The following is a 24,740-nucleotide window of genomic DNA, read 5'->3' as shown; positions in this document are numbered from 1 at the left end:
CGTTTTACCGCGTCAGAGGCCAGGGGCATGCCGGGCCGTTCCGTCAGCGTCAGCCCGGCGCTGGCTATCACTGATATTTGGCGACAAGATACTCCTCTTCGCTGCGTCGCCAGAAATGTGAAGGAATAAACGGGGATATATACTCATACGAGGGCGCGAAGAAGGATCGTACCTGAGCCCGGCGATAAAAAACGAAAAAACGTATTTTTTATCGAATAGATTAAAAGGTTGTGGCGTTAACTCATCATCAACGTACTGATGGAGTCATCATTTATGACTGCAACAACGCAACCGCTAACACAACAGTGCCGCGATAGTTTTACCCTGGCACGGCATTGGGTCACCGCAGCCAATGTCATTTTCCTGTTTGCAAGCGCACATATCCGGGAGCCGCTGGAGCGGGGAACGCCCCTGAAAAAAAGCGGCGGGCCGGTCATATTTGCTGCGCGCTTTTCCCTCACTATCTGCTACGGGACAGCATACCGCGTCGTATGCTGCCTTGCCGTTCTTTTCGTTAACCCGGAGTTCACTATGAACACGTTGTCGTTTTTACATTCCGCCATTAATCAACGTCTGCTGCTGCCCGTGGTGTTTGCTCTGCTGACCACGCCGGTTTTGGCCGCAGGTGACAATAGTACCAATAGCAAAACGCCGGACTGCCCCAGCGGACAGGTGTATGACAGCACGAAAAAACAGTGCGTCCCTGAAAAAACAAGCCAGCTCAGCGATGAAGACAAAACGCGTTATGCCTATCATCTGGCCAAAAAAGGGGAGTACCAGGCGGCCCTGGACCTGCTCAACACCCTGAAAAATGGCGATACCGCGGAAGCCTGGAATTACCGGGGCTATGCCACGCGTAAGCTGGGCCGTACCGATGAGGGCATCGGCTACTATCAGCGTTCAATCGCGCTCGATCCGACCTATGCCAAAGTACGTGAATACCTTGGTGAAGCATGGCTGGCGAAAGGCCGTCCTGACCTGGCAAAAGAGCAATTGAAAACTATCGCCACGCTGTGCGGCCATAGCTGCGAGGAGTACCGGGATCTTCAGGCAGCGATCGACGGTCATGCTGAGTCCTGAATAAGAGTATGAGGATAAAAAAATTACGACCAGCGGCGTCCGTCAGCATCTTGCTGCATATCTGACACGCCTGTGACGCTATGGGCTGGTTCTGGTTGTCGAAGAGCTGGTTCAGTCTGCCTGTGTCCGCGCGCTTGAAAAAAGCGCGCGGTTCACCCCGAGGAGGCGGCCGACACGTTGCCCGTCCCGATTGGTTACCCTATCCTGGTTTTATCTCCAATTGACCGGCCCCGGGCAATAGCCGCTGTCAATGTTCCCTGGCCAATTCGTGGCATACGATACCGAGCTGTTCAACGGCATGCAAAAGCGCGGGGGTGGGTTCATTCGCACCGTTCAGGCGCAGGTAGTTTTGCAGTTCCGCCGCGCCCGGGGAAAACAGCGGCCCCGGACTGACGCCAATGCCCAGGGCGAGTGCGCGACGATGTACCTCCAGCGCATCTATCCTGGAGGGGAGTTGTACCCAAATCAAAAAGCCGGCTTCCGGAGCCGCGACGCGCGTGCCCGGTGGGAAGCAGGCTTCAACTCGGGTGATGATGGCGCGCATACCTTCCGCAATCCGCAGCTTCAGGTGCCGCAGGTGCCTGTCGTAATCGCCGCTGGCGAGGATCTCGTTTGCCGCGGCTTCAATCAGCGGCGCGCCTGCCCATTCTCCGGCCATGCGGGCCTGCAATACCGCGGAGTGGTAGCGTCCGGCAGCAATCCAGCCAATTCGCCAGCCCGGCGCCAGGGTTTTCGACAGCGAACTGCAATAAATCACATTTCCGTCCCTGTCGAAGGCTTTACACGCGGGCGGACGCTGGGCGCCACCGGCCAGATCGCCATACACATCGTCCTCAATGAGCGGGATGCCCTTATCGGCGAGCAGCGCCACCAGCGCCTGTTTGCGCGCCACGGGCATGCTGGCACCCAGCGGATTTTGCACCGTGGGTGAGGCAAGCACGGCCGCAGGGCGGTGGCGCTGGATAGCCTCTTCAAGGGGCGCCAACAATAAGCCTTCAATCGGGTCTGTGGGGATCTGTAACGCCTTCAGACCCAGATCTTCCAGCAGCAGAAGCGTGCCGAAGTAGGCGGGCTGCTCTATCGCGACAGCATCGCCAGGCTGGCATACCGCGCGGAGCGCCAGACGTAGCGCCTGGGTTGCGCCTGCCGTAATGATAAGGTCATCCGCGCCAAAAAGAGCGCCCCACTGCGCAGCGCGTGCGGCAATCTTTCTGCGCAGGTCCGCTCTTCCCGGGGGCAGGCTGTAGCTCTGCCCGCGCGCATCAAGCCGACGACCGGCGGTGTGCAGCGCCCGCTGTAGTGCATCCACGGGAAGCCAGGCGGGATCGGGTAGCGCGGCGCCAAGCGGCACCAGACGCGCTTCAGCGCTACCGAACAGCGACCGGGCAATGGCGGACATTGTCACCGGCACCGGCCCGGGCAAAGAGGCAGCGCGCTGTTCGTTTCCGGAGGCGGCTGGCTGGCGGACAAAATAGCCTGAACGCGGTCGCGCGATAATCAGGCCCTCCGCCTCAAGATAACGCAGCGCTTCCAGGGCCGTGGGGAGGCTGACCTGTTCGCGTTCGGCCAGTTTACGCGCGGAGATAATGCGATCGCCAGCCCGTAAAGCGCCTGAAGCAAGCGTCAGCCGCAGCATATCGGCTATACGGCGGTAGCGGGGCGTCGGCGGGGATATTTCGGACATCGTCATCTGTATAGTCTGCTTTTTGATAAATCTGACTATACAGGCGAAGCGGGGCGCCATCTATAGTGTGTTCCACACCAACCAGCCGGGGAAATCATATGCACAGCGACAGTTTTGACCTTTCACTTTACTTCCGCCGCATAGGCTATAGCGGGACTGCGGCAGCGGATACCGCAACGCTACACGCGCTCATGCGTCACCAGCTCTTTGCCATCCCCTTCGAAAATCTGGACGTACAGGCAGGTAAAATCGTGTCGATGGAGCCCGATGATATTGCCAACAAGCTCTTACGGCAGAGACGGGGCGGCTACTGTTATGAACTCAACGGGCTGTTTACCATGGCGCTGGAAGCGCTGGGCATTGCCTGGCGGTTTGTCGCGGCGCGGCCCGTGTTCTATCCCGCGCGCCGGCCTAAAACCCATATGGCGGTCGTCGCGGAAGTCGAGGGCCGTCAGTGGCTTTGCGACCTTGGCTTTGGGAGCTACGGTATTCGCGCGCCGCTGGCCCTGGATGAACTTGATACGGACATTATCCAGGATTTCGATACGTTCCGGCTTAGCCGCGATGCGCACGGCGACTATCTGCTGCAGGCAAAAGTTGAGGGAAGCTGGGCCAATCAATATGGTTTTGACCTGTCACCTCAGGAATGGATTGATTTTGCTCCGGCCAATTTCCTTAACTCCACGCACCCCGACGCGGTCTTTGTACAAAAGCTGCTGGTTATACAGCATCAGCCCGAGGGGCGCTTTATTCTGCTGGGCAATACGCTCAAGAGCATTACCGCGGATCGGGTAGAAAAGCAGCGGCTGGAAGACGATGAAATTGCGCATGTACTTGAGCAGCGCTTTGCGTTGTCTGCCCGCTAATTAATCAAAGGGGCCAATGAGTCCGGGGCGGAACGGGCACGAAGCAGGGATGGCGGGGGAGCCATCGCGATCGCCATGAGGTGGGAGTGACCGCTTCCCCGTGCCCCTCTCAATCTGTTCATCTGCTGCGACATCAGCAGCGGGTGATTATTTACGTTGCCGGCGGGTATATGAAATAGCAGATAATGCAAATAAAAAACTAACGCCACTTTTAATAAACAAGGCTATTCAGTTAATTACCACTACAAAAATAAGATAATTCTATCTGAGCTGGCCAATCTGTATCCGTAGTACATATTTCCGCCACACAACCCCCTGCACCTGGAAATTCATTGCTAACAAGTAGTTACAGCTGTGCGGCAATATTTTTGGCGATAAAAAATGGTTAAAATAAAATCATCTACTAAAATCAAATTGTTGATTAAATTCATACACTGCTCGTTCGTATTAATTTAGATAATTGGCTTTGTGTCGAATGCCCAAAATTTAAGCAGCGGGTGATAGCTGCTGACGATAATTATCCCGCTCGATATTGCCCTGGGTCTGGCAGGTAAATTCCTGCTCTGGACGTTTGTGTAAAACGACACCGGGCTAATTGAGTTATTTCAAAGGACAACGTAAATGACGAATATCTACGACTCTACCAATATAAGCAGTCAGGAAGCGGCCAGGCACTTGCCTGCGGCTGCTGTAAACAGCGCGAGCGCGGTTTCATGGGGGGCGATATTTGCAGGCGCCGCCGCTGCCGCCTCGCTGGCGCTTATGCTGCTCATGCTTGGCGCCGGATTAGGCCTCACCTCAATCTCTCCCTGGGAAAATCAAGGTCTTGCGGCGGGTACCGTCGGTATTGCCGCCATCGCCTGGCTGACGTTTACCCAAATTGTGGCGTCAGGAATGGGGGGATATCTGGCCGGACGGCTTCGGACTAAATGGGTTGATACGCATACCAATGAAATCTATTTCCGCGATACGGCGCATGGCTTTCTGACATGGGCGGTGGCGCTGCTGGTATCAGCCGTTCTTTTAACCACCACCATCAGTTCACTCATCGGCGGCAGCGCAAAAGTCATTGGTTCCGTTGCCGGGGGCGCGACGGCAACCGCCGTGAATAACGCGGGGGAGGGATCCTCGATGTTATCGAAGTCATCGATGGAATATTTTACCCGCTCGCTGTTCAGGGCGAGCGGCTCCACTCCGGCAGGTAACAGCAACGCACCGGGCAATGATGTCATGGCCATGAATCAACCGGCGCCGCCAAAGGCGGAGTCACCCGCTCAATTAGCCGAGGTGACGGGCATTTTTGCTAACAGTATTTATTCTGGCGCGCTTCCCAAGGATGATCTGACCTATGTGGCGCAGCTGGTTTCTCAGAATACCGGCATCAGTCAGCAAGAGGCCGAGCAGCGGGTGCAGGCGGTTTATGATAAAGCCCAGGCTAATTTGAAAGAGGCAAAAGATAAAGCGCAGCAGGCCGCAGACGCCGCCAGAAAAACCACCAGCTACGTCACTCTGTGGTCATTTATTTCTCTGTTAATTGGCGCTTTTGTTGCCAGTCTCTGTGCCACCTATGGCGGCCGTCAGCGTGATTTATAACGTCTAATACTCATTATACGGGAGGAACCTATGCGTTCAATATTGCTTTTCTTTCTGGGTGTGCCAATTCCTATCATTATTTTAATCGCGCTATTTGTGCACTGACTATTTTCCGGCCCCGCAGGAATAATGGTTAAGTAAATACTGACCCTCGCACATTACCGCTAAAGCATAAATGCCCTTCGAGGGCATTTATGCTTTTTATCAGGCGCTCAGAGGAGCCTGCTGCGCGTCACCAGGGAATCTCTCCGGGACAGAGTGATGTCAACTATCAATAACACCCGCAGTGAATTAACGCTCACGCCTTGCCATCATTAGCGCCAGGTCAACGAGGCGGTTAGAGAATCCCCATTCATTGTCGTACCACGCCAGAATTTTAACCATATTGCCGCCAATCACCAGCGTTGACAGACCGTCGATAATCGACGAGCGCGGGTCACCCTGGTAGTCGCTGGAGACGAGCGGTTCATCGCTATAGCCGAGAATCCCTTTTAGCGGCCCCGCGGCGGCGGCTTCACGAAAGGCATTGTTCACCTCTTCGGCCGTCACCTCTCGCGCCAGCGTCACGGTCAGGTCGACAATAGACACCACCGGTACCGGGACGCGCAGCGAGTATCCCGTTAAGCGGCCATCCAGCTCAGGAATAACTTTGCCCAGCGCCTTCGCTGCGCCGCTGGAGTAAGGCACTATCGACAGCGCGGCGGCGCGAGCGCCGCGCAGATCTTTTTCCGGCTGATCGTGCAGGGCCTGGCTGTTGGTGTAGGCGTGGGTGGTGTTCATTAAGCCGTGCTTAATACCGAAATGCTGGTGCAGAACCTGGGCGGCAGGCGCCAGACCGTTGGTGGTGCAGCTACCGTTGCTGACCACGTAGTGTTTATCCGGGGAGTAGAGGCTATCGTTAACGCCCATCACGATGGTTAAATCATCGTTTTTGCCGGGGGCGGAGATAATCACGCGCTTTGCGCCACCGCGGTGGATATGCACCGCCGCCTTGTCGCGATCGGTGAAGAATCCGGTGGCTTCAATGACGATATCGACTTCACGCTGATGCCACGGGATATTGGCCGGGTCGCGTTCGCTGAATACGGTTATGGGTTTACCGTCAACCACAAGCTGCCCTTCACCGGCGGTAACGTCCGCGTCGAGCTTACCGAGCAGCGAATCGTATTTTAGCAGATGCGCCAGCGTTTTGCTGTCCGTCAAATCGTTGATCGCCACAATCTGAATATCCGAATTGCCCAGTGCAGCGCGCAGTACGTTGCGTCCAATACGGCCAAAACCGTTAATACCGACCTTTACCATGATTAACTCCTTATCCATTGTCTCTGGCGTCAGAGTAGGCCGGGCAGGCTTTGGCGTAAATGACAAAAAAGGATCACTTTACGCCATTTTGCGACAGTGAAATCGCTGGCGATATTCCCCGGGTGTGAGGTGAAGCTGTTTTTCAAACAGCCGTCGCAGGTTAATGCTGCTGCCAAATCCCGTTTGTTCGGCGATACGATCCAGCGTCTCGTTAGTTTGCTCCAGACGCTGCCGCGCGGCGGCCAGACGGGCTTCGGCGACGTAGCGCGCCGGCGAAGCACCGGTTTCCCGGGTAAATACGCGGGTGAAATTCCTTGGACTCATGGCGACTCTTTCCGCCAGTTTATCCACGCTGAGATCGGTGGTGAGGTTTGCGAGCAACCACGCCAGCAGATCGTTAATGGGGCCCAGGGTGCTGGTCTGCTGAAGGTTGTAGCGGCTAAACTGCAGCTGGCCGCCGGGACGACGCAGGTACATGACGAAATCCTGGGCAATATCGCGCGCCAGGCTAAAGCCGTAGTCCTCTTCAACCAGCGCCAGGGTGAGGTCGAAGCCGGAACTGACCCCGCCAGAGGTCCAGATGTGTTCGTCCTGAATGTAGAGCGGACCGCCTTCGACGCGTACCTGAGGAAATTCCGCCTGCAGGGTATCCAGTAGCTTCCAGTGGGTAGTGGCTCGCCTGCCGTCCAGCAGCCCGGTTTGCGCCAGCAGCAGGGCTCCGCCGCATATGGAGGCAATGCGGCGGGCATGGGGAGCCGCAAGGCGCAGCCAGTCAACCACCGCAACCCCTTCCTGCGGGTTTTGACCTCTGCCGGTAATCATGATGGTATCGAGCGGCTCGCGAGGGTCTATCTCATGCAGGCGATGATCGGCCAGCAGATTTAAACCGGACTGACCATGGATCACCTGATGCGGCTGGGTGGTCGCTAGCTGGACCTGGTAGCAAAGCTCCCCGGCGCCTTCCGGGTGCAGACGGTTGGCCTGCATCAGAATGTCGGCAATACCGGCGGATTCAAACAGCATGCCGCCATCAGGGACAATAATAAGTATCTTCTTCATGTCCTGAAAAGTAATCTTTTTACAGAATAAGTCAACAGAACAGACGGGGAAGGGGAAGTTTTTGCCACCGCAGCGACGCTCTCGTCTCGCTCGCTGATGGCGTGACGTCGACGGGATGGGGTTGCCTGATGAGGCTGGTCTCGCACAAACTGGACTGGAAAAATAGTACCGAATGTCTGCTATGAGCGAGGAATGGAAGTTGAACACTCTGCTCAACGTCGCCAAATGGAGCCTTAATCTCCCAGTTTTTCGCGAGTGGGACCTTCAAAGTTGATGCTACTTATATGGCAACTACGCGGTTGACCTAACAAAAAACGAATGGTTTCCCAGATCGAGCGCCCCTTCATTAAACGTTCCCCATTTTTGATGGGCTATCTATAAACGTATCTAACCCTGTCAGTTCGAAATCCGGGGGACAACCCGGTCACACGTATACTGTTTAATAGCGAACCAGGGAGAAGACAACGTCTGATCCTGGCACGGAGCGGACGAACTAACTGAGTTGAATCTCCGCTATGAGCTAATAGCAGACATAACATCCCCGGGATAGTTTGGGAAAGGATACTCTTCCAGCATCAGTTTCGGTTCATGCTTTCTGAGGCAGGATACTTTATGCTGGTTACTCTCATTTATAGGATACGACCATGATAACTGTAGAGAAATCCGATCCATTTTCTTCAGAGTCCCATCGCTTAATCGAAATGCTATCAGCTGAACTTGCCGCTATTACGGGGGATAGTGGCAAAAGCAATTTCACCGTTGAAGCAATGAATGATGACAAAGCCTTATGGGTATTGGCAAAGAATACTCATGGCGAAGCAATAGGATGCGGCGCTATTCGGCCGATAACGCAAAATATAGCCGAGCTTAAAAGAATGTTTTCAGACCGAAGCGTGCCTGGAGTTGGGGGAGCTTTACTCACTTTTCTGGAAACATCTGCAAAAGATATGGGATATAGCGAACTCAGACTGGAAACCCGACACATCAACCATCGGGCAGTAAATTTCTACGAGAAAAATGGATATATTCGTATTGAAAATTACGGCCCCTATGTCGGTAGGACAGAAGCCGTGTGTTTCTCAAAAGCATTGCGCTGATTGTATTAATTGGACCCGCTTTCCGCTCCAGGCACAACGCTGTCTACCAAACTCCACCAATGCCCATTTAGCTATAGCGTTAAGGCTGTGAGAGTAAAGACAGATAATGATGATGCGCAGGATCGTGTGTTGCGCTCATGCAGAACCATGGTCATCGCGGTTTCTGCATCGACGCGGAGCTGCCGGAGGAGGGCGTAGCGGCCGGCATGACCGAGGAGCGGGATTCCTCCCGGAGAAAACGCGCGGAGTATACAGGCACCTTAAAGGGGCCATTTCTCCATGGCGATTCACTGTGCCTGTTTCTGGCCGATATATTCCTCTAATCCCTTTGCCAGAACATCGAAAACCAATTTGCAGCACAGACTATTACGCAGGTCTTCGTGCATGACGATCCAGGTATCAAGATAGAAAGAAAAGAAATTCGGCAGTAATCTCTGCAGTGGAGCAGAGCTATTGGCCAACTGCACCTGGCATATGCCAATGCCGGCCCCGGCGCGAATAAGATTCAGCTGAGCCACGTCGCTGTCGGTGCGCATGGAAAATGCATTCCGGCTTAGCTGAGGGAATTTTTCCAGGGCCTTACGGATGAAAGGCGTATCCTGATCAAAGCCAATCAGCGCATGTTTCAGCAGATCTTCGCTATTTTCAGGCGTGCCATGTCGTGCAAGATAGGACGTCGATGCGTGGAGACCGAGTTCAATGCGGCCAACGCGACGCGCAATAAGCTGTTCCTGTACTGGCGTCGTCATGCGTACAGCAATATCGGCTTCCCTGTGCAGTAAATCCTGAACCCGGTTCGACAGAACTAATTCAATCGTTATTTGTGGGTGAGACTCCCTGAGCCTGGCAATAAGCGGCGGCAGAACTTCAACGCCGATAACGTCACTCGCGGAGACGCGGACGACGCCATGAATGGACGCGCTGTTATGACTAAAGTTGGAGGCTGTGCGCGCTAGCGTATTCGCGGTGCTCTCCATCGCTTCGGCATGCACCCTCAGCGCCAGCGCCGTTTCAGTCGCCAGCAAGCCCGTCTGCGACCGCGTGAACAACACCTGGCCCAGAGCGGACTCGAGCGCAGCGATATGCCGTCCCGCCGTAGGCTGCGTAATCGAAAGCCTGCGTGATGCGCCGGAAAGCGAGCCTTCCCTGAGCACAGCCAGAAATGTTCGGTACCACTCCCATGGGATAGATGTATTCATACAAATTTGTATAGCTGCCCTATAAAGATATGCAATTCCATTTAGCTCTGCCTGTACGTACGCTGTCAAGGTCAAATCAGCAAAGAGGCAGACAATATGGAAACCCGAGGCAAGGTCCTGATACTTGGCGCAACCGGCGGAATCGGTGGTGAAACGGCGCGCCGGCTCATTCAGAAAAAATGGGACGTTCGTGCACTAAAACGAGGACTTCATGGCAGTGAACGACGTGGTGACATCCAGTGGGTAGGGGGCGACGCTCTCGACCCGGAGCAGGTCGCCGCTGCGGCAGCAGACTGTAGCGCGATCGTTCACGCCGTCAATCCGCCCGGCTACAGAAACTGGAAGCATCTGGTGCTGCCTATGCTGCGCAACACGATTGGCGCAGCAGAACGAACCGGCGCCTTGATCGTGCTTCCCGGGACCGTTTACAACTATGGACCTGACGCTTTTCCGCTATTACGGGAAGACGCTCAGCAGACGCCGGTCACCAGGAAGGGAGCGATCAGGGTACAAATGGAGAAAGAACTGGCGGCCTATTCGCAGCGTGGCGGGCGGGTATTGATCGTCCGCGCGGGGGATTTTTTTGGTCCACGCGCCGGTAATAACTGGTTTTCTCAAGGTCTGATTAAGCCCGGCAAGCTGCCTGGCGTCATTACCAATCCAGCTTCGTTTGCAACCGGTCACCAGTGGGCTTACTTACCTGATGTCGCGGAAACGATAGCTGCGCTGCTGGCACGACGCGAGGAGCTTGAGCCCTTTGCACGTTTTCATATGCAAGGTCACTGGGATGCCGACGGCAGCGAAATGGTCAGCGCGATTCAACGCACAGCGGCACGCTATGGCGGCATGGCCAAAATACAATCATTTCCGTGGTGGTTGATGTACCTGGCAGCACCTTTCAACGCAACCTTACGCGAACTTCTGGAGATGCGGTACCTGTGGCGCCAGCCGGTTCGCCTGGACAATACGAAACTGGTGAATTTTTTAGGTGCCGAGCCTCACACTCCTCTTGATGAGGCTGTCCATGCGACATTACAGGGCCTGGGCTGTATTGATCATACCGAGATGCCTCGTATAACAATATAGAGACGCTCCAGGGTCGCATCTGGCACGAGGCGGACAGGCTAACTGGGCTAAAGGTCCGCTATGAGCGAGGAGCGGACGTACAGGAAACCATTACCCCCATTGTCGACTTCCCACTCACCGTTCCAGTTCAGTCATCGCCAACTCGGCAACTTTTATTGTTGTTGAAACAGTATCGTTACTTGAGAGGGACCAGGCGGTTGAAAGACCACACCATGCAATTATCCATTTGAGCAGGCGTTCTCTGTCCAGGTCAGCCATTCTGGTGACGATGCTTAGACGCTGTTTAAATGTCTCCGGTACAGCCGCAACAGGAGGTACTGGATTACCAAGATCCGGATTAGTAAAAATATTAGCAAAGTCGAATCCCCGTTCACCTATTAGCCCTTTGGGGTCAATGGCAAGCCAGCCAGATGTTTCAAAATCAAGCACATTTCCGTGATGTAAATCGCCATGCAATACGACCACATCTCGAGGAGAAGAAAGCAATTCCTCTGAAATTTCTGCGCAACGTGTCAGGATACCGCCATATTTCAAGGCTGCTGGTTTTAGAGGATTAAACCATTCATGTAAAGGCGTAAGCTGGGGAAACGGTCTTTTTGCGCATGAATGAAGTTGGTTCGCAGTCATACACAAAATATGACAGGCTACGTCATCCTTATCTCCACGGGACATTGCTGATAAAGAGGAGGAACCTGTGGCTCTTGAGAGAAGAATTGCTTCATTTTCATGTGCAATCACCTGTGCCGCACCATTCCCTTCCCACCATGCCATTAGTGCATTACCGGCTTGTTCATCAAGGTCATCCGTAACTTTTAGCATGGCTTTAATACCATGTGCTGCTGTTTTGACCGGATACAACTGTGATGTATGAGTTATAAATGGAGTGCCATCAGGAATGAGGTTCCAGCGACTTAGCCAGGGTTTTAACTTGAACGTATCCATAAAGCTTTCTTTGAAATCCTTACAATCAAAGTGGTAAACAGGTATGCATTCAGGCATTTTACCCCATAGGTGAAGCGCTTTCCTGCATGCTGTCTTCTGGTAAGACAATGTCCGCTCCTGGCACGCAGCAGACGGCCATCGGACGCGCAATCCGCCATGGACGAGGAGCGGACTTTCCATTTTGCAGATACTCAAAAGCGGTGTCCCGCAATCAGCGATTACCAACCTTAAAGCGACGCCTCGGCCAGTAATGCGGCCTGTACCGCAGGACGGGCATTGATCGTTTCCCTGTACGCCAATAGCGCAGGCCAGCGCTCCAGTGAGATTGAGAAGAATTTACACCAGCCCAGCACAGCGAAAAGGTAGGCATCAGCCACGCTGAAGGATGGGCCAGTCAGATAGGTTTTTTCGTTGAGAGTCGCCTGAAGGAAATCGAACTGTCGGAACAGCTTCTCACGAAAAATCGCTCTGACCTCTTCGGGCAGCGCGGGATTGAACAACGGTGCCGAGCCAGCGTGTATTTCACTGGTGATAAAGTTAAGCCATTCCTGCAGACGCACCCGAGCCCAGCTGTCCGCACGCGGCGCCAGGCCGTGTTCTGGTTTTAGATCGGCGAGGTACTGCACGATGGCCGGGCCCTCAGTGAGTATCTGACCATCATCGAGCTCAAGGGCCGCGACATAACCTTTAGGGTTAATGGCGCGGAAGTCGCGACCATCAGCGGTGATCTTGCTTCTGTTGTTGACTCTAACCAGTTCAAACTCAAGTTGCAGTTCGCGCAGCACAGTGTGCGGCGATAACGAACAGGTATCCGGGGCGTAATAGAGTTTCATTTTGTCTCCGTTAAAGGTGAAAAGCCGTCGGGGGACGTCCTGAATCCACTGTATTTGACGCGGAATGCGCTGTAAAATTAATGATAAAGAAAACAACTATTAGCTGAGCTACTGATAATCATGATGAACCTTTTACATTGGCGCTTACTGGTGGCCGTGGCGGATGCCGGCAACATCTCGCGCGCCGCAGAGGAGATAGGAATGACTCAGTCCGGCGCCAGCCAGGCAATCGCCCAGCTAGAGTCTTCACTGGGATTTTCGGTATTTATACGTGAGCGACGATATATCGGCGTGACCGCGCTGGGCGGGCAGGTTGTTGAACACGCAAGAAACATGCTTTCGCAGCTAAATGCCATCCGCGAACTGGCCGATGAGAGCCGGGGTTTAAATCGCGGGCGCATTCGCCTGGCCAGCTTTCCATCAGTGACGTCCACCTTGTTGCCTGGACTGCTGCGGGACTTTAAGCGCCTGTATCCGGGTATTGACGTCGTCATCCTGGAAGGCTCGGACGAGGAGGTCGAGGAGTGGCTGGCCGCTGATACCGTTGAACTGGGGGTAGTCATGAATCCCGAACCCGGCCGTGCTGACGTTGTATTAGGGCAGGATGCATGGGTAGCGGTACTGCCAGCCACTCATCGGCTGGCACATCATGCCAGGACGTGTGGCATAACGCTAAAGGCGCTGGCAGACCAGCCCTTTATTCTGGCGACAGGCGGATGCGCCGTTAATGGCAAAAGCCTGATGGAAAAGGCGGGTCTGCAACTTGTTGATATACGCGTGACGGTACGCGACTGGATTAGCGCCTGTAAGCTGGTCGCGGAAGGGATGGGAGTCGCCATTGTGCCTGAATCAGCCCTGCCAGAGGCGTTGCGCAATCTGTGCGTGGTGCCAGTGACGCCTGCCATACACCGTGAGTTTCGGCTGGTCTGTTCGTCATCCGGAACGTCTTCCGGCGCAACGCAGGCGCTACTTAACGCGCTACGTAAACGAGGATGAGCGGGCACGCGGCGAACCGGATCGTCAGCGATAAGTGACAAACCGGCTTATTGTTTATATCGGCGCAGGCTGGAGGCGGGATGCCGAAGGAGGGCTGATTCGGGGCGTATTGGGCGGCGCACCAGCTCTCCCCCACAGTTCGGGCACCGGCCTTGCAGCCGCTGAGTCACGCAGTCAACGCAAAAGGTGCATTCGAATGAACAGATGTACGCGCTTGTTGATTCTGGCGGCAGATCGTTATCACAGCATTCACAATTAGGGCGAAGTTCAAGCATGGTGATCTCCTGCTATTAAATAAAGGGGCGTCATGAGCGCGCGAGGGGCATCTGCCTGTCCCGTATTCGAACCGCTGCGCTTAATCTGCACGAGATGAGCATGATCGACAGGTCGAAAAAAAGCAAGAGATTGAGTGGCTTATCAGTACCAACCGCTTCTGGCGCTGGTGGTTGGGGGAAAAGACCGCTGAGCCTGTGCAGCGTGAGAAGAGGACGTTAATAGAGGAATAAAAACATCGCCAGATTTGCCCGTGGCGGCTACAGTTAAAAATATTTAACTGGTATGACCACATGGGCGGATATCTTTTATGAACCTGATAACAATCCCTGTAAAGCAGGGGGATGTTCTGGCTGCCACAGTATGGGAGAGAAGCGATGCTAAAGCGCTGGTGATCCTCCATCCTGCCACCGCGGTATCACAGGCGTTTTACAAGGACTTCGCTGAGTATCTTTACGCAATGGGATTCAATGTTCTGACCTACGACTATCGGGGGATAGGTCATTCCAGGTCAGGCACGCTACAACACTGTCATGTCTCTATGTCCGACTGGATCGAGCAGGATGTCGGCTGCGTTACCGCCTGGGCAAAGCTGCGCTTCCCCAATCTTCTGCTGATGGCGGTAGGGCACAGCGTTGGCGGGCACGCTATTCTGCTTTCAACGGCCACCCGGTCGCTGCATGCGGCGGTTCTTGTTGCTTCGCACGCTGGCGTCACCCGCACAATTCAACAAACGCAGGAAAAGCTCAGAGTCTGGTTTTTATTACGTATTCTGGCGCCGGTTCTGTGTCGTACCTTTGGCTATATGCCTGCCAGACGCCTCGGGCTGGGGGAAGATTTACCCGCGCCCGTCATGCTGCAATGGGGGCGCTGGAGTGCCATGCCCGACTATTTTTATGACGATCGCGCCTGGGATGCGCGCCGACGGGCAAGCGAAGTCACGTTACCCCTTCTGGTACTCGGTTTTGATGACGATCCCTGGGCTAATTCTGCAGCGATTACGCGCCTGATGGCGCCGGTGGAAAACGCAAAAATTGAACGCCGCGAGATCCGGCACGCGGATTATGGTATTCCGGTCATCGGCCACATGGGCTTTTTCCGTACCCGATGTGCGGAAAAAATATGGCCTGAAGTCGGTCGCTGGCTGGCAAGCCAGTGTCAACCCCGGGGATAATGTCTTTCCGGCTATTTCTCTTATAGTCGAAGAGATTAACAGGGCATGCTATGCCGTAACCGTCGGTGCTCAGGTTTCAAAGCGGCAACAGGCGCATCCGGGGAAATAGTTCATCGCGACTCAGAGAGATATCATGTCTGTTCAAAAAAGGGCGAAGAGGATGCACTAAGATGCTGGCTTATATCACTATAGGTACAAATGACTTTCAGCGCTCCGTGGACTTTTATGAGGCTATTTTTAAAGTTCTTGGCTACTCACGACTGCCAGCCTGGACAGAAAGCTGGGCAATGTGGGGGGATGAAAATAACCCACATGAGGTATTCAACTTCTGTATTTGTCCTCCTTTTGACCGGCATCCCGCAACGGCGGGAAACGGGACAATGTTCGCATTCCATGCAGACAGCGCTGACCTTGTCAGGCGGTTTCATGCAGCAGGCCTCCTTGCGGGAGGGGAGAATGAAGGCGAGCCAGGGACACGAACCGCATACGGCCCCGACTTTTATGTTGCCTATCTGCGCGATCCTGACGGGCATAAGCTGGCATGCGTTTGTCAGCATTATTCTCCTGAAGCAGATAAGTTCGTAGATGAAGAATAGTGGCTTCACTTATCACATTTTAGGGTTTTGAGCGTTTATAACGCTTAGCGGTGAAAGGCGGCATTTCCGGCAAAGACACTCAATATCGTCTTCGGCTTGCACAGTCCGCTCCCGGCACAAAGCGGACCGTCTGAAGCGTCGCGAGGTCTGCTATGAGCGAGAGGCGGACACTGGGTTTACTGTTTCGGTAAAACTTACCGGGCAGATTTCGAGACTACACCAGACCCGCTAAACAACATGCGGATACCAAGGCCTATCATGACAACGCCTGTAAATCGTTCCTGCCATTTGATAAAGCCTGGGTGTTTACGTAGCCAGTTTCCAAATGTCCCTGATGCCATTGCGACTGACCCCAGGGAAACAATTCCTGCCAGCTTTTGGATACTCCCCAGAACAAGCAATTGCAGCCAGACAGGACCCGCGGCGGGATCGATAAACTGAGGAAGAAAAGCAAACATGAACAGCAGGGATTTTGGGTTCGTCAGGCTGTTCAGGGCACCTTCCTTAACCGCATTCCAGTCAGAAATTATTGCGGTTTTTCGCAGCCGAGTATCTGTGCCTGAAGTCGCTATCATTTTTATGCCCAGCCACATCAGATAAGCCGCACCAGCCCACCTTAGCAGATCCAGCGCAACTGGCCAGGCATGCACAACGGTCACCAGCCCAAGAACAAGAAAAGAAACTTGCACAAAACCTGCGACAAAGACATTGCCCAGAACCGTAAGCAGTGCAATACGTCTTCCCTGACCGACTCCTCTGGCGATGGTCAGCATCATGTCTGGCCCCGGAGAAATTTCCAGAAGCGTCAGCGCGAGAAGGAAAGTCATAAACGTTTCGATGGAAGGCATCGTGGTTGAGTCCGGAAAAAAATTTCTGCTACGTTACCTCAGACTGATTCGAGCCGAAAGTGGAAGATACTGCAACGTCCGCCTACGGCACGAAACGGACAAGTGCAAAGGTCCGCTATGAGCGAGAAGCGGACATAGATAGGGCTAAAGATTTGTGCATGATGCATTCAAGGATGATTTATTCTCTGTATTAGAACCTGTAGAGCGTTTTAGCATCATTGGTCGTTCAATCAGCCATATATGAACTGGCTTGCTGACATCGTCAGATTACCTGTAACCGGCCGACAGTCACCTTTATTTGTTAACAGACACAGTTAAAAATCTCGACCTGAACCAGGACCAGCCGCTAACAGTTTATGCTTTGAGCATATAGAGACATGATTGCACTGTCTGACCGTTCGATGTGGTTACCTCTACAGGAACCCGTTCATACTCAGAACCTTCGAACTCATCGAGTAGGTGCCAGTGATTATGTAAATTCTCTGACTTGAAAAGAAAACCCGGTACACGATGACCTGAGTCATCCAGTACAATTCCCGGATAACCCATCTCTGCACCCCAGCCTTTCTCTAATAAAGAACCCCCAACGTGGCCTTCCTGCCATGTTCCCCCGATATTTTCAAGAATATGAGCATTAGGCCGGCCAGGTCCGAGTGTCCCGTAAACAAATAAACTTTCCATTATTCCTCCAGGTATCGCTATGAAAATAATAATGTTCTTTTGTTAATTTTGATTTTTGGACTCTGGCCTGACAAATCATTTGTTCTCACAACACGCATGAATTATTATCACGCGTATGATGTTCGATCGCCTTCCCCCATTGCAAACTCTGCGCGCTTTTGAAGCCACAGCCCGCCTCTCAAGCATGACGCTGGCGGCAGCGGAGTTGCACGTTACGCATGGCGCGATAAGCCGGCAAATCCGGAAGCTCGAAGAGCATCTGGGGTTAAAGCTATTTTTCAGGCTGACGCGGCAGATAATTCTGACGGAGCAAGGGGCTGAATTTCACCAACTGGTTACCCGTCTTTTGAGTGATTTAATGCGGGAGTCCGAGCGTCTGCGAGGAAGAAACCTGATAAAAAGTTTACGAATAAGTACAACGGTTTCATTTGCCAGTAAGTGGTTAGCACCGCGTTTAAGCCGGTTCAGGCAGAGATATCCTGAATTTGAAATTGAGCTGGATGTTACTGACGTTAATGTGGATCTTAATGATGGTCAGGTAGATGCTGCCATTCGTTACGGCCTTGGCAATTATCGAGATGTTTCGTCTGAACGTATGTTCGATGAAACAGTCACTCCTGTCTGTAGCCCAGATTTTCTTGAGAAACATAATGGTCTGACAGAGATTAAGGGACTTTTAAATTGCGTTCTTCTGCATGAGTACAGAATGCAGGCGAACTGGAAGGCATGGTTTGAGATGGCCGGAGAAAAAAATTTTAGCTGCCAGCAGGGTCCCTTATGGACTCTTGGCAGCATGGCGACTGAGGCGGCTATACGTGGCGAAGGCGTTGCTCTGGGACGCAGCGTTCTGATTGCAGATGATGTCGCTGCTGGAAGGCTTGTTGTTCCGTTTCCACAGTTCAAACTTAAGGCTGAGCGGGGGTACTATTTAGTCTACCGTTCAGATAATCAGGACTCTTTTAAAATAAGCATTCTAAGACAATGGCTCGCTGAAGAATTGAGCTCGTTGAAAGATTGAATGGCTGTCTAAAAAAATCCGCTTTTGGCACAACGCTGTCTACCGCACATTTCACTTAATCAGCAGGGGATGCGCCGCTGAAACCGCTGTCTGGTAAATCTATAATCACCAGGGTGCCAAAGCTGCCTGCTTCTACCGTATGAGGAATTCCCGCTTTGGCTATATAAAGCTGGCCGGGCGCGACGGAAATTTTTTTCTCCTGCACGCTCAGTTCCAGACGTCCGTCTATAACCAGTAATCCCTCGTCATATTCATGTACCTCCTCAGCGACAGAGTGGGCATCCATGCGCAGGACTTTGAGATTCGTTGCCCCAACGCGGCCTAAGATCCGGGAGCGCCAGGACGCCGGCAATGCCTGCGCTTCGGTTCTGAGATCGTAAAGCGACATAAAGCCATTCTCATTGATATTCGTTGCCTGCTTTTATGCCATATAAGTTAATCGCCGACATCTAACATATATGGCAAAAGAAGTTGAAAAACAGGCTATACCGGTCCTGCTGCCCGCTGCATGTGCATTGACCGCGGATAAATAAAAACGGCCCCATCGCTGAGGCCGTGACGTGCCTATTGTTTCTTCTCGCCCAGCGTCGGCGTCTCGTCAAAGAAGTTCCACGGTTTCAGCAGCGCGTGCGCCCACTCGGTCGGCATAATCGGCCACTCCTCGGCGCGGGCCACGTGGGTGGTGCCGGTGGTGATCCACACCACGTCATCATGGTTGTCCAGCGACTCGTCATCTTTCGCGTACTGGCCGAGGCCGGTGTCGTGAATCGAACGGTTAGGGTACTTGCCTTCCGGGAAGCGCTCGGTGGGATGATAGCGGGTGACCCACAGCTGCTTATCCATAAAGCTCAGACGATGATAAATCCACTCATCAGGCGCGAATTTTGCCCCGGTGGCGACCGGATGCGTGCCGCCCGCGTAGGGGATAATCTGATACGACACCGGGTTACCCATCCGGTTTTCTTTCGTGGTATTGCTCAACAGACGAATGGTGCCCGGGTCAAATTTCTGCGCCGCTTTCTGCTCGCTATCAATCGTGTACTGATTGATCTGCATGGTGCTGGTACGCGGACCGCCGGCGGTATTCGGCTTCACTTCCGGGTCCATGGCTAACAGCGTGTTGTTCTCGCCGTCAACGTCAAGATCGAGGCGGAAGTTGTAAATATGCTGGTGGGTGGTGCCGACAATATTATGGTCAATCAGCGTGCCGTAGCGGGTGTCCTCTTTGGCGCTCGGATCGTGCATGGTCTTCGCCTGCACGCCTTTCACCGCTTCGATGCCGGTTGCCCCGGCATCAATGCCGATGGTGCCGTTTTCGTGGAATACCCAGTCAAAAATATAGTCGTAGTTGCCGACGGTGCTGATCCAGCGCACCACCAGCTCGCGGCGCTCGGTACTGACGTTTGGCTTGCCCATCTCCTGATGCTTATACTCCGGCCCGGCGTAGCGTTCGAAGATGGCGATTGCGCGCGGGATGGTCGTGGGCGTGCCGGTATAGTCGGCGATGGTTTCATCCAGCAGGACCGCGTTGGACGGCGCGTCCTTGCCGCGCACGATAGGCGATGTCAGGGTGCCCATGCCGTAGTCGCCGGAGTCCAGATAGGCTTTAAAATACCAACCCACGTCCGGGTCGCCGTAGGGCACGATCATCCCGCCCAGCGAACCTTCATACATCACCTGACGTTTCTTGCCGTTATCGTTATATGTCACGGTGGAGAGAATCGGCCCAACGCGGGAGTTCATGCGCAGGTGGAAATCCCAGTTTTGCCAGTGGATCATATCGCCGGTAATGGTGTAGTTTTTGCCCTCTGGCTCAATGATATCCAGCGGTTTAATCTTTGGCGCAACGCGGTCGCGACCATCATAGGGGCGGGCCGCCATCGGCACCGGGATCGTCGGCCCCTCTTCGATTTTGATGATCTTCTTCTGCTCAAGGTCGACCACTGCTACCAGGTTTTCAATCGGGTGTGCCCAGTAGTTACCGTCGCCAACGTCAAGATAGCTGACCACTTTCAGCAGCCGCGCGTCCTGCTTGAGGCCATCTTTGCCGTCGAAGTAGCCGACGGTTAGCGGGGTGGTAATCACCTTGCTCGGGTCGTCGATGCCGTGTTTTTTTAACACTTCGGCAAATTCGCTGCTGGCGTTGATGATGTTCTGCACGCTGGCGAAATCATCCAGCAGCACCATGCCGTGGGCGTCTTTAATCGGCGTCCATGAAAGCACTTTTTTATTCTGTAAATCCACCACCGCCTCAATAACGTGCTTGCCGTCGAGCATGATCACGTCGGCAGCGCGCGGGGCGTTGACCGGCGTACCGTTGAGGGCAAAATCCCACACCGCTTTTTTATCCGGCTCGCGCAGGGAGATCTCGGTGAATCGGGTATTGGGTTTGAAATCCGCCGCGGCTTTAACGATAGCGACCGCTGCGCTGATTTCCGCCGCTGACAGCGAGTTCAGCGGATGCGGACGTTTTTCCACCTGGAAGGTCTGGTCAAGACCGGACTGAAAAACGTCGTTAATAAAGGTGTCAGAAACCCACGCTTTGCCGTCTTTCATCACTACCGGCACCTGCAGCTCCAGGGTTTTACCATTGACGATGGCCGTTTTCGCCCCCGGTTTTACCTTTACGTAAGCGCCGTCTTTAATCAGGGTAAACATCTGCGCGTAGTCATCCCACTGAACGTCCGCGCCAAAATCCTGCAGGGTTTTGTCCATCGGGACCATATGGGCTTCGCCACCGTGGGCGAACGCCGGGCTTTGCCAGGCGCAAGACAGAGCGACAGCCAACGCCAGAGCCGTTTTGCGGGGAGAAAGAATCGCCATTGAGACCTCACCTTATTGTTGTGTTGTGCAGTGCCGCTGCGAATGTCGGCTTGTGTATCGTTAACCTAACAGCGGTCAGCGCCGGGGCGTTTGCCTGCTTATGCCAGGTTGTTTGTCAGTTTTGCCAGTTACAAAAAATGCCTCCGCAGAGGCATGAAGATGGCGATAAAGATGGGCGAATTTCTAATATTTACTCCGCAAAATCCCCCTGCTGGCGGGCCACCAGGGTCAGGATGGAGTAGAGCGCGACCGCCTGCTGGTGCTGGTTAAAAATCTCTACCGCCCACTCGACGACGCCGGTCGCTTTCTCCTCCGCGCTGCGCTGGCGTTTCATCGTTTTGCGTTTGCAGGTCAGGCGTACCTGGATGGTATCCCCCGGCTTCACCGGCTCGATAAAGCGCAGATTTTCCATTCCGTAGTTGGCGATCACCGGGCCGACCCCGGCGTCAACAAATAGCCCGGCAGCGGCGGAAATCAGGAAATAGCCGTGCACCACGCGCTCGCCGAAAATCGACTCCGCGGCGGCAATCTTATCCATATGAGCGTAAAAGTGATCGCCGCTCAGACAGGCGAAGTTGACGATATCCGCCTCGGCCAGGGTGCGGCGCGGCGTCAGCAGGCTGTCGCCCGGCTGGATCTCCTCGAAATATTTACGGAAAGGGTGAATGCGGTCTTCCACTACCTGCGCGCCGCGCACCCACTGCTGCCCAATGGCGGCGAGCATCGTCGGGCTGCCCTGAACCGCGGTGCGCTGCATATAGTGCTTCACCGCCCGCAGGCCGCCCAGCTCTTCGCCGCCGCCGGCGCGCCCCGGGCCGCCGTGTACCAGCTGCGGCAGCGGGGAGCCGTGGCCGGTGGACTCTGCGGAAGACTCTTCGTTCAGTATCTGAATACGCCCGTGGGCGCGGGCGGCGCCGAGAATAAACGCCCGCGCCAGTTCGCCGCTGGCGGTCACCAGGGTTCCGGCCAGGCTACCTTCGCCGGCCCGCGCCAGGGTCATGGCGTGCTCAACGTTCTGATACGGCATCAGGGTGGCGACGGGACCAAACGCTTCAATAGCGTGTACCGCCGGGGTCTCGTCCGGCTGCGGGCAGTACAGCAGCGTTGGCGGGAAGAAGGCGCCGGCGGCGCTGAAATCGGCCTGGCCCCCCAGCAGCACGTCACATCCAGCGGCCACCAGACGGTTGACGTTATCCTGCACGTCCTGACGCTGTTCGTGGTTGACCAGCGCGCCCATCTTCACGCCTTCCTGCGCCGGGTCGCCGACCACCACTTTTTGCAGGCGCGCAATCAGCGCGTCGCTCACCGCTTTCACCTGCGCCTGCGGCACGATAATACGCCGGATGGCGGTGCACTTTTGCCCGGCCTTCGCCGTCATCTCTCGTACCACTTCGCGAATAAATAGCGCGAACTCCGGCTGCGCCGGCGTGACGTCGTCACCGAGTACGCAGCAGTTCAGCGAATCCGCTTCCATGGTGAAGGGAATGGACTTCGCGACCAGGTTGGGATGCACCCGCAGCTGCTGTCCGGTACGGGCCGAGCCGGTAAAGGTGACAACGTCCTGGCTATCGAGATGGTCGAGCAGATCGCCCGCGCCGCCGCAGATCAGGCTGATTGCCCCCTCCGGCACCAGCCCACTATCAACAATCATTTTGACCATCGCCTGCGTCAGCTGCGCGGTGGCGGTAGCCGGTTTGACGATGGCGGGCATACCGGCAAGCCAGGTGGGCGCCAGCTTTTCCAGCATGCCCCAGCAGGGGAAGTTAAAGGCGTTGATATGCACCGCCACGCCGGATTTTGAGGTCAGCACGTGGCGGGCGGCGAAGCCTCCCTGTTTTGACAGCGGGATCGGCTCATCTTCCGGCCACAGGGTATCGTCCGGCAGCTCGCGGCTGCCGAGACCGGCGTAGGTGAAAAGAGTGCCAATGCCCCCTTCGATATCTACCCAGCTATCGGCGCGGGTGGCGCCGGTTTCGGCGGAGATCGCGTACAGCTCTGCCTTCTGCTCCAGCAAATATCTGGCGAGCGCCTTCAGCATCGCGCTGCGCTCAATAAAGCTCATCGCCCCCAGCGCTTTGCCGCCGCGCTCAATCGCGAAGCGTCGCGCCTGCGCCATATCCAGACCCGCGCTGGTGACTTCCCATAGCGCTTCGCCGCTGATGGCGTGATGGATGGTACGCGCGTGGCCCCGGCCGGTCTGCCACGCGCCGGACAAGTAGCTGGCTAACTGCTGCATGGTTTATCTCCAGATGTGTTACGTGAAATATCTATAAATAGTTCTTTGGTGAATCATAAAAATCAAGCTCACATTTAATAATTTATTAACATTGTGATCGGTGATGTTCTGCGTTATTCACTTAATACCCTGTTAATAAGGATTTTTACAAAAGCTTTTGCGGTCGCTATCACAAAAAGAACAAACAAAATTTGTGGTTTTATTTAACCTGAATGTAACTTTTATAAAACAAAGTGATTCGAAAATTATTTTTAATCGAATTTATTGGAATCATAAAGGTGATGACGTGACAGAAGAACAACGCTTTGACCAGCGCATCGCGCAGGAGACGGCCATCGAACCGCAGGACTGGATGCCGGAAGCCTACCGCAAAACGCTGATCCGCCAGATTGGTCAGCACGCGCACTCGGAAATCGTCGGCATGTTGCCGGAAGGCAACTGGATCACTCGCGCGCCGACCCTTAGGCGCAAAGCGATTCTGCTGGCGAAAGTGCAGGATGAAGCCGGGCATGGCCTGTACCTCTACAGCGCGGCGGAAACCCTCGGCTGCGCCCGCGAAGACCTGTATCAGAAGATGCTCGACGGCAAGATGAAGTACTCCTCCATTTTTAACTACCCGACCCTGAGCTGGGCGGATATCGGCGTGATTGGCTGGCTGGTGGACGGCGCGGCCATCGTCAATCAGGTGGCGCTGTGTCGCACCTCCTACGGACCCTACGCCCGGGCAATGGTCAAGATCTGCAAAGAGGAGAGCTTTCACCAGCGCCAGGGGTTTGAAGCCTGCATGGCGCTGGCGCAGGGCAGCGACGCGCAGCGGCAGATGCTGCAGGACGCCATCAACCGTTTCTGGTGGCCGGCGCTGATGATGTTCGGCCCGGGTGACGATAACTCGCCAAACAGCGCCCGCAGCATGGCGTGGAAAATCAAGCTCCACTCGAACGACGAACTGCGCCAGCGCTTTGTCGATAACACCATTCCGCAGGTGGAAATCCTCGGCATGACCGTACCCGACCCGGATTTGCGGCTGGATGAAACCAGCGGCCACTACCGCTTTGGCGCCATCGACTGGCACGAATTTAACGAAGTGATTGCCGGACGCGGGATCTGCAACCACGAACGCCTGGGCGCTAAACGCAAGGCATGGGAAGAGGGCGCGTGGGTGCGGGAAGCCGCGCTGGCGCATGCGCAAAAACAGCAGGCTCGCGACGCCGCGTAAGGAGAATGAAGATGAGCAAAAACTACTGGCCGTTATATGAAGTGTTCGTTCGCAGCAAACAGGGACTGTCGCACCGCCACGTCGGCAGTCTGCACGCCGCCGATGACCAGATGGCGCTGGAAAACGCCCGCGATGCCT

The 24,740-nt window shown here is 54.6% G+C and carries 22 protein-coding genes and 4 pseudogenes; 13 read left to right on the top strand and 13 right to left on the bottom strand.

Annotated elements, in window-relative coordinates; translation table 11 throughout:
* Positions 1 to 273: 273 nt before the first annotated feature.
* The 3 genes and pseudogenes from CDA56_RS31210 to CDA56_RS31530 all read left to right on the top strand — a co-directional run.
* Positions 274 to 420, top strand: a pseudogene (locus CDA56_RS31210) (cytochrome b); the annotation flags it as partial.
* A gap of 111 nt (positions 421 to 531) precedes the next feature.
* Positions 532 to 1,080 (top strand): tetratricopeptide repeat protein, encoded by a 549-nt coding sequence (locus CDA56_RS07215; protein ID WP_046877254.1) that lies wholly within the window; start codon positions 532 to 534, stop codon positions 1,078 to 1,080.
* Positions 1,081 to 1,141: 61 nt separating this feature from the next.
* Positions 1,142 to 1,258 (top strand): annotated as a pseudogene (locus CDA56_RS31530) (RNA polymerase sigma factor); the annotation flags it as partial.
* Between the two features lie 69 nt (positions 1,259 to 1,327).
* Here CDA56_RS31530 and CDA56_RS07205 read toward each other — a convergent pair.
* Complete coding sequence (locus CDA56_RS07205; protein ID WP_046877255.1) at positions 1,328 to 2,824, bottom strand: aminotransferase-like domain-containing protein; 1,497 nt, start codon at positions 2,822 to 2,824, stop codon at positions 1,328 to 1,330.
* A 38-nt stretch (positions 2,825 to 2,862) separates the two neighbouring features.
* Here CDA56_RS07205 and CDA56_RS07200 point away from each other — a divergent pair, with 38 nt between their 5' ends.
* Complete coding sequence (locus CDA56_RS07200) at positions 2,863 to 3,630, top strand: arylamine N-acetyltransferase family protein (RefSeq protein ID WP_103814220.1); 768 nt, start codon at positions 2,863 to 2,865, stop codon at positions 3,628 to 3,630.
* A gap of 621 nt (positions 3,631 to 4,251) precedes the next feature.
* Positions 4,252 to 5,223, top strand: a complete 972-nt coding sequence (locus CDA56_RS07195) for a hypothetical protein (RefSeq protein WP_032720785.1) — start codon at positions 4,252 to 4,254, stop codon at positions 5,221 to 5,223.
* A gap of 291 nt (positions 5,224 to 5,514) precedes the next feature.
* Here CDA56_RS07195 and gap read toward each other — a convergent pair whose 3' ends face one another.
* From gap to CDA56_RS07180, 3 genes and pseudogenes are all read right to left on the bottom strand, one after another.
* Entirely contained in the window at positions 5,515 to 6,525 is a 1,011-nt protein-coding gene (gene gap / locus CDA56_RS07190; protein ID WP_049078942.1) for a type I glyceraldehyde-3-phosphate dehydrogenase, read from the bottom strand.
* A gap of 78 nt (positions 6,526 to 6,603) precedes the next feature.
* On the bottom strand, positions 6,604 to 7,584 hold the full coding sequence (locus tag CDA56_RS07185; RefSeq protein ID WP_048263748.1) for a GlxA family transcriptional regulator: 981 nt from the start codon (positions 7,582 to 7,584) through the stop codon (positions 6,604 to 6,606).
* A gap of 233 nt (positions 7,585 to 7,817) precedes the next feature.
* Positions 7,818 to 7,984, bottom strand: a pseudogene (locus CDA56_RS07180) (hypothetical protein).
* A 244-nt stretch (positions 7,985 to 8,228) separates the two neighbouring features.
* Here CDA56_RS07180 and CDA56_RS07175 point away from each other — a divergent pair.
* Entirely contained in the window at positions 8,229 to 8,681 is a 453-nt protein-coding gene (locus CDA56_RS07175; RefSeq protein ID WP_014229171.1) for a GNAT family N-acetyltransferase, read from the top strand.
* A gap of 287 nt (positions 8,682 to 8,968) precedes the next feature.
* Here the strand turns inward: CDA56_RS07175 and CDA56_RS07170 are convergent, their stop codons facing one another.
* A complete protein-coding gene (locus CDA56_RS07170) occupies positions 8,969 to 9,880 on the bottom strand; it encodes a LysR family transcriptional regulator (protein WP_102803564.1) in 912 nt (303 codons plus the stop codon).
* A gap of 96 nt (positions 9,881 to 9,976) precedes the next feature.
* On the opposite strand from CDA56_RS07170, the gene CDA56_RS07165 reads away from it, so the two are divergent.
* Entirely contained in the window at positions 9,977 to 10,966 is a 990-nt protein-coding gene (locus CDA56_RS07165) for an NAD-dependent epimerase/dehydratase family protein (protein ID WP_064406360.1), read from the top strand.
* 114 nt (positions 10,967 to 11,080) lie between these two features.
* On the opposite strand, the gene CDA56_RS07160 is transcribed toward CDA56_RS07165, so the two are convergent.
* Both CDA56_RS07160 and gstA read right to left on the bottom strand, forming a co-directional pair.
* A complete protein-coding gene (locus tag CDA56_RS07160) occupies positions 11,081 to 11,908 on the bottom strand; it encodes an aminoglycoside phosphotransferase family protein (RefSeq protein WP_049082513.1) in 828 nt (275 codons plus the stop codon).
* 227 nt (positions 11,909 to 12,135) lie between these two features.
* Positions 12,136 to 12,741 carry a glutathione transferase GstA gene (gstA, locus tag CDA56_RS07155; protein WP_103814216.1) on the bottom strand — a complete coding sequence of 202 codons (606 nt, stop codon included), beginning with the start codon at positions 12,739 to 12,741 and terminating at the stop codon, positions 12,136 to 12,138.
* 120 nt (positions 12,742 to 12,861) lie between these two features.
* Between gstA and CDA56_RS07150 the strand changes: the two genes are divergently transcribed.
* The gene (locus tag CDA56_RS07150; RefSeq protein WP_102803562.1) at positions 12,862 to 13,737 is read left to right on the top strand and encodes a LysR family transcriptional regulator; all 876 of its coding nucleotides are present in this window, start codon (positions 12,862 to 12,864) and stop codon (positions 13,735 to 13,737) included.
* Positions 13,738 to 13,784: 47 nt separating this feature from the next.
* On the opposite strand, the gene CDA56_RS07145 is transcribed toward CDA56_RS07150, so the two are convergent.
* Positions 13,785 to 14,012 (bottom strand): DUF1272 domain-containing protein, encoded by a 228-nt coding sequence (locus CDA56_RS07145; RefSeq protein WP_071846104.1) that lies wholly within the window; start codon positions 14,010 to 14,012, stop codon positions 13,785 to 13,787.
* Between the two features lie 308 nt (positions 14,013 to 14,320).
* On the opposite strand from CDA56_RS07145, the gene CDA56_RS07140 reads away from it, so the two are divergent.
* Together CDA56_RS07140 and CDA56_RS07135 are read left to right on the top strand one after the other, a co-directional pair.
* Positions 14,321 to 15,184: an alpha/beta hydrolase family protein gene (locus CDA56_RS07140; protein WP_080528014.1), complete on the top strand. Its 864-nt coding sequence runs from the start codon at positions 14,321 to 14,323 to the stop codon at positions 15,182 to 15,184.
* A gap of 170 nt (positions 15,185 to 15,354) precedes the next feature.
* Complete coding sequence (locus CDA56_RS07135) at positions 15,355 to 15,780, top strand: VOC family protein (protein WP_025107933.1); 426 nt, start codon at positions 15,355 to 15,357, stop codon at positions 15,778 to 15,780.
* Positions 15,781 to 15,974: 194 nt separating this feature from the next.
* On the opposite strand, the gene CDA56_RS07130 is transcribed toward CDA56_RS07135, so the two are convergent.
* Both CDA56_RS07130 and CDA56_RS07125 read right to left on the bottom strand, forming a co-directional pair.
* Positions 15,975 to 16,628, bottom strand: a complete 654-nt coding sequence (locus CDA56_RS07130; protein WP_046877265.1) for a LysE family translocator — start codon at positions 16,626 to 16,628, stop codon at positions 15,975 to 15,977.
* A 354-nt stretch (positions 16,629 to 16,982) separates the two neighbouring features.
* Complete coding sequence (locus CDA56_RS07125) at positions 16,983 to 17,309, bottom strand: gamma-glutamylcyclotransferase family protein (RefSeq protein ID WP_046877266.1); 327 nt, start codon at positions 17,307 to 17,309, stop codon at positions 16,983 to 16,985.
* Positions 17,310 to 17,424: 115 nt separating this feature from the next.
* Here CDA56_RS07125 and gcvA point away from each other — a divergent pair, with 115 nt between their 5' ends.
* Entirely contained in the window at positions 17,425 to 18,327 is a 903-nt protein-coding gene (gene gcvA, locus CDA56_RS07120; RefSeq protein ID WP_227632921.1) for a transcriptional regulator GcvA, read from the top strand.
* A 55-nt stretch (positions 18,328 to 18,382) separates the two neighbouring features.
* Here the strand turns inward: gcvA and CDA56_RS07115 are convergent, their stop codons facing one another.
* From CDA56_RS07115 to paaZ, 3 genes are all read right to left on the bottom strand, one after another.
* Positions 18,383 to 18,715: a cupin domain-containing protein gene (locus tag CDA56_RS07115; RefSeq protein ID WP_046877267.1), complete on the bottom strand. Its 333-nt coding sequence runs from the start codon at positions 18,713 to 18,715 to the stop codon at positions 18,383 to 18,385.
* Positions 18,716 to 18,891: 176 nt separating this feature from the next.
* The gene (gene tynA, locus CDA56_RS07110) at positions 18,892 to 21,150 is read right to left on the bottom strand and encodes a primary-amine oxidase (protein ID WP_102803561.1); all 2,259 of its coding nucleotides are present in this window, start codon (positions 21,148 to 21,150) and stop codon (positions 18,892 to 18,894) included.
* A gap of 190 nt (positions 21,151 to 21,340) precedes the next feature.
* A complete protein-coding gene (paaZ, locus tag CDA56_RS07105) occupies positions 21,341 to 23,386 on the bottom strand; it encodes a phenylacetic acid degradation bifunctional protein PaaZ (protein ID WP_102803560.1) in 2,046 nt (681 codons plus the stop codon).
* 286 nt (positions 23,387 to 23,672) lie between these two features.
* Between paaZ and paaA the strand changes: the two genes are divergently transcribed.
* Together paaA and paaB are read left to right on the top strand one after the other, a co-directional pair.
* The gene (gene paaA, locus CDA56_RS07100) at positions 23,673 to 24,602 is read left to right on the top strand and encodes a 1,2-phenylacetyl-CoA epoxidase subunit PaaA (protein WP_025107926.1); all 930 of its coding nucleotides are present in this window, start codon (positions 23,673 to 23,675) and stop codon (positions 24,600 to 24,602) included.
* An 11-nt stretch (positions 24,603 to 24,613) separates the two neighbouring features.
* A pseudogene (paaB, locus tag CDA56_RS07095) lies at positions 24,614 to 24,740 on the top strand (1,2-phenylacetyl-CoA epoxidase subunit PaaB); the annotation flags it as partial.

Source organism: Klebsiella michiganensis, assembly GCF_002925905.1.
GTDB lineage: Bacteria > Pseudomonadota > Gammaproteobacteria > Enterobacterales > Enterobacteriaceae > Klebsiella > Klebsiella michiganensis.
The sequence above is the reverse complement of the archived record's forward strand: the minus strand, read 5'-3'. Positions and strand labels throughout refer to the sequence as shown.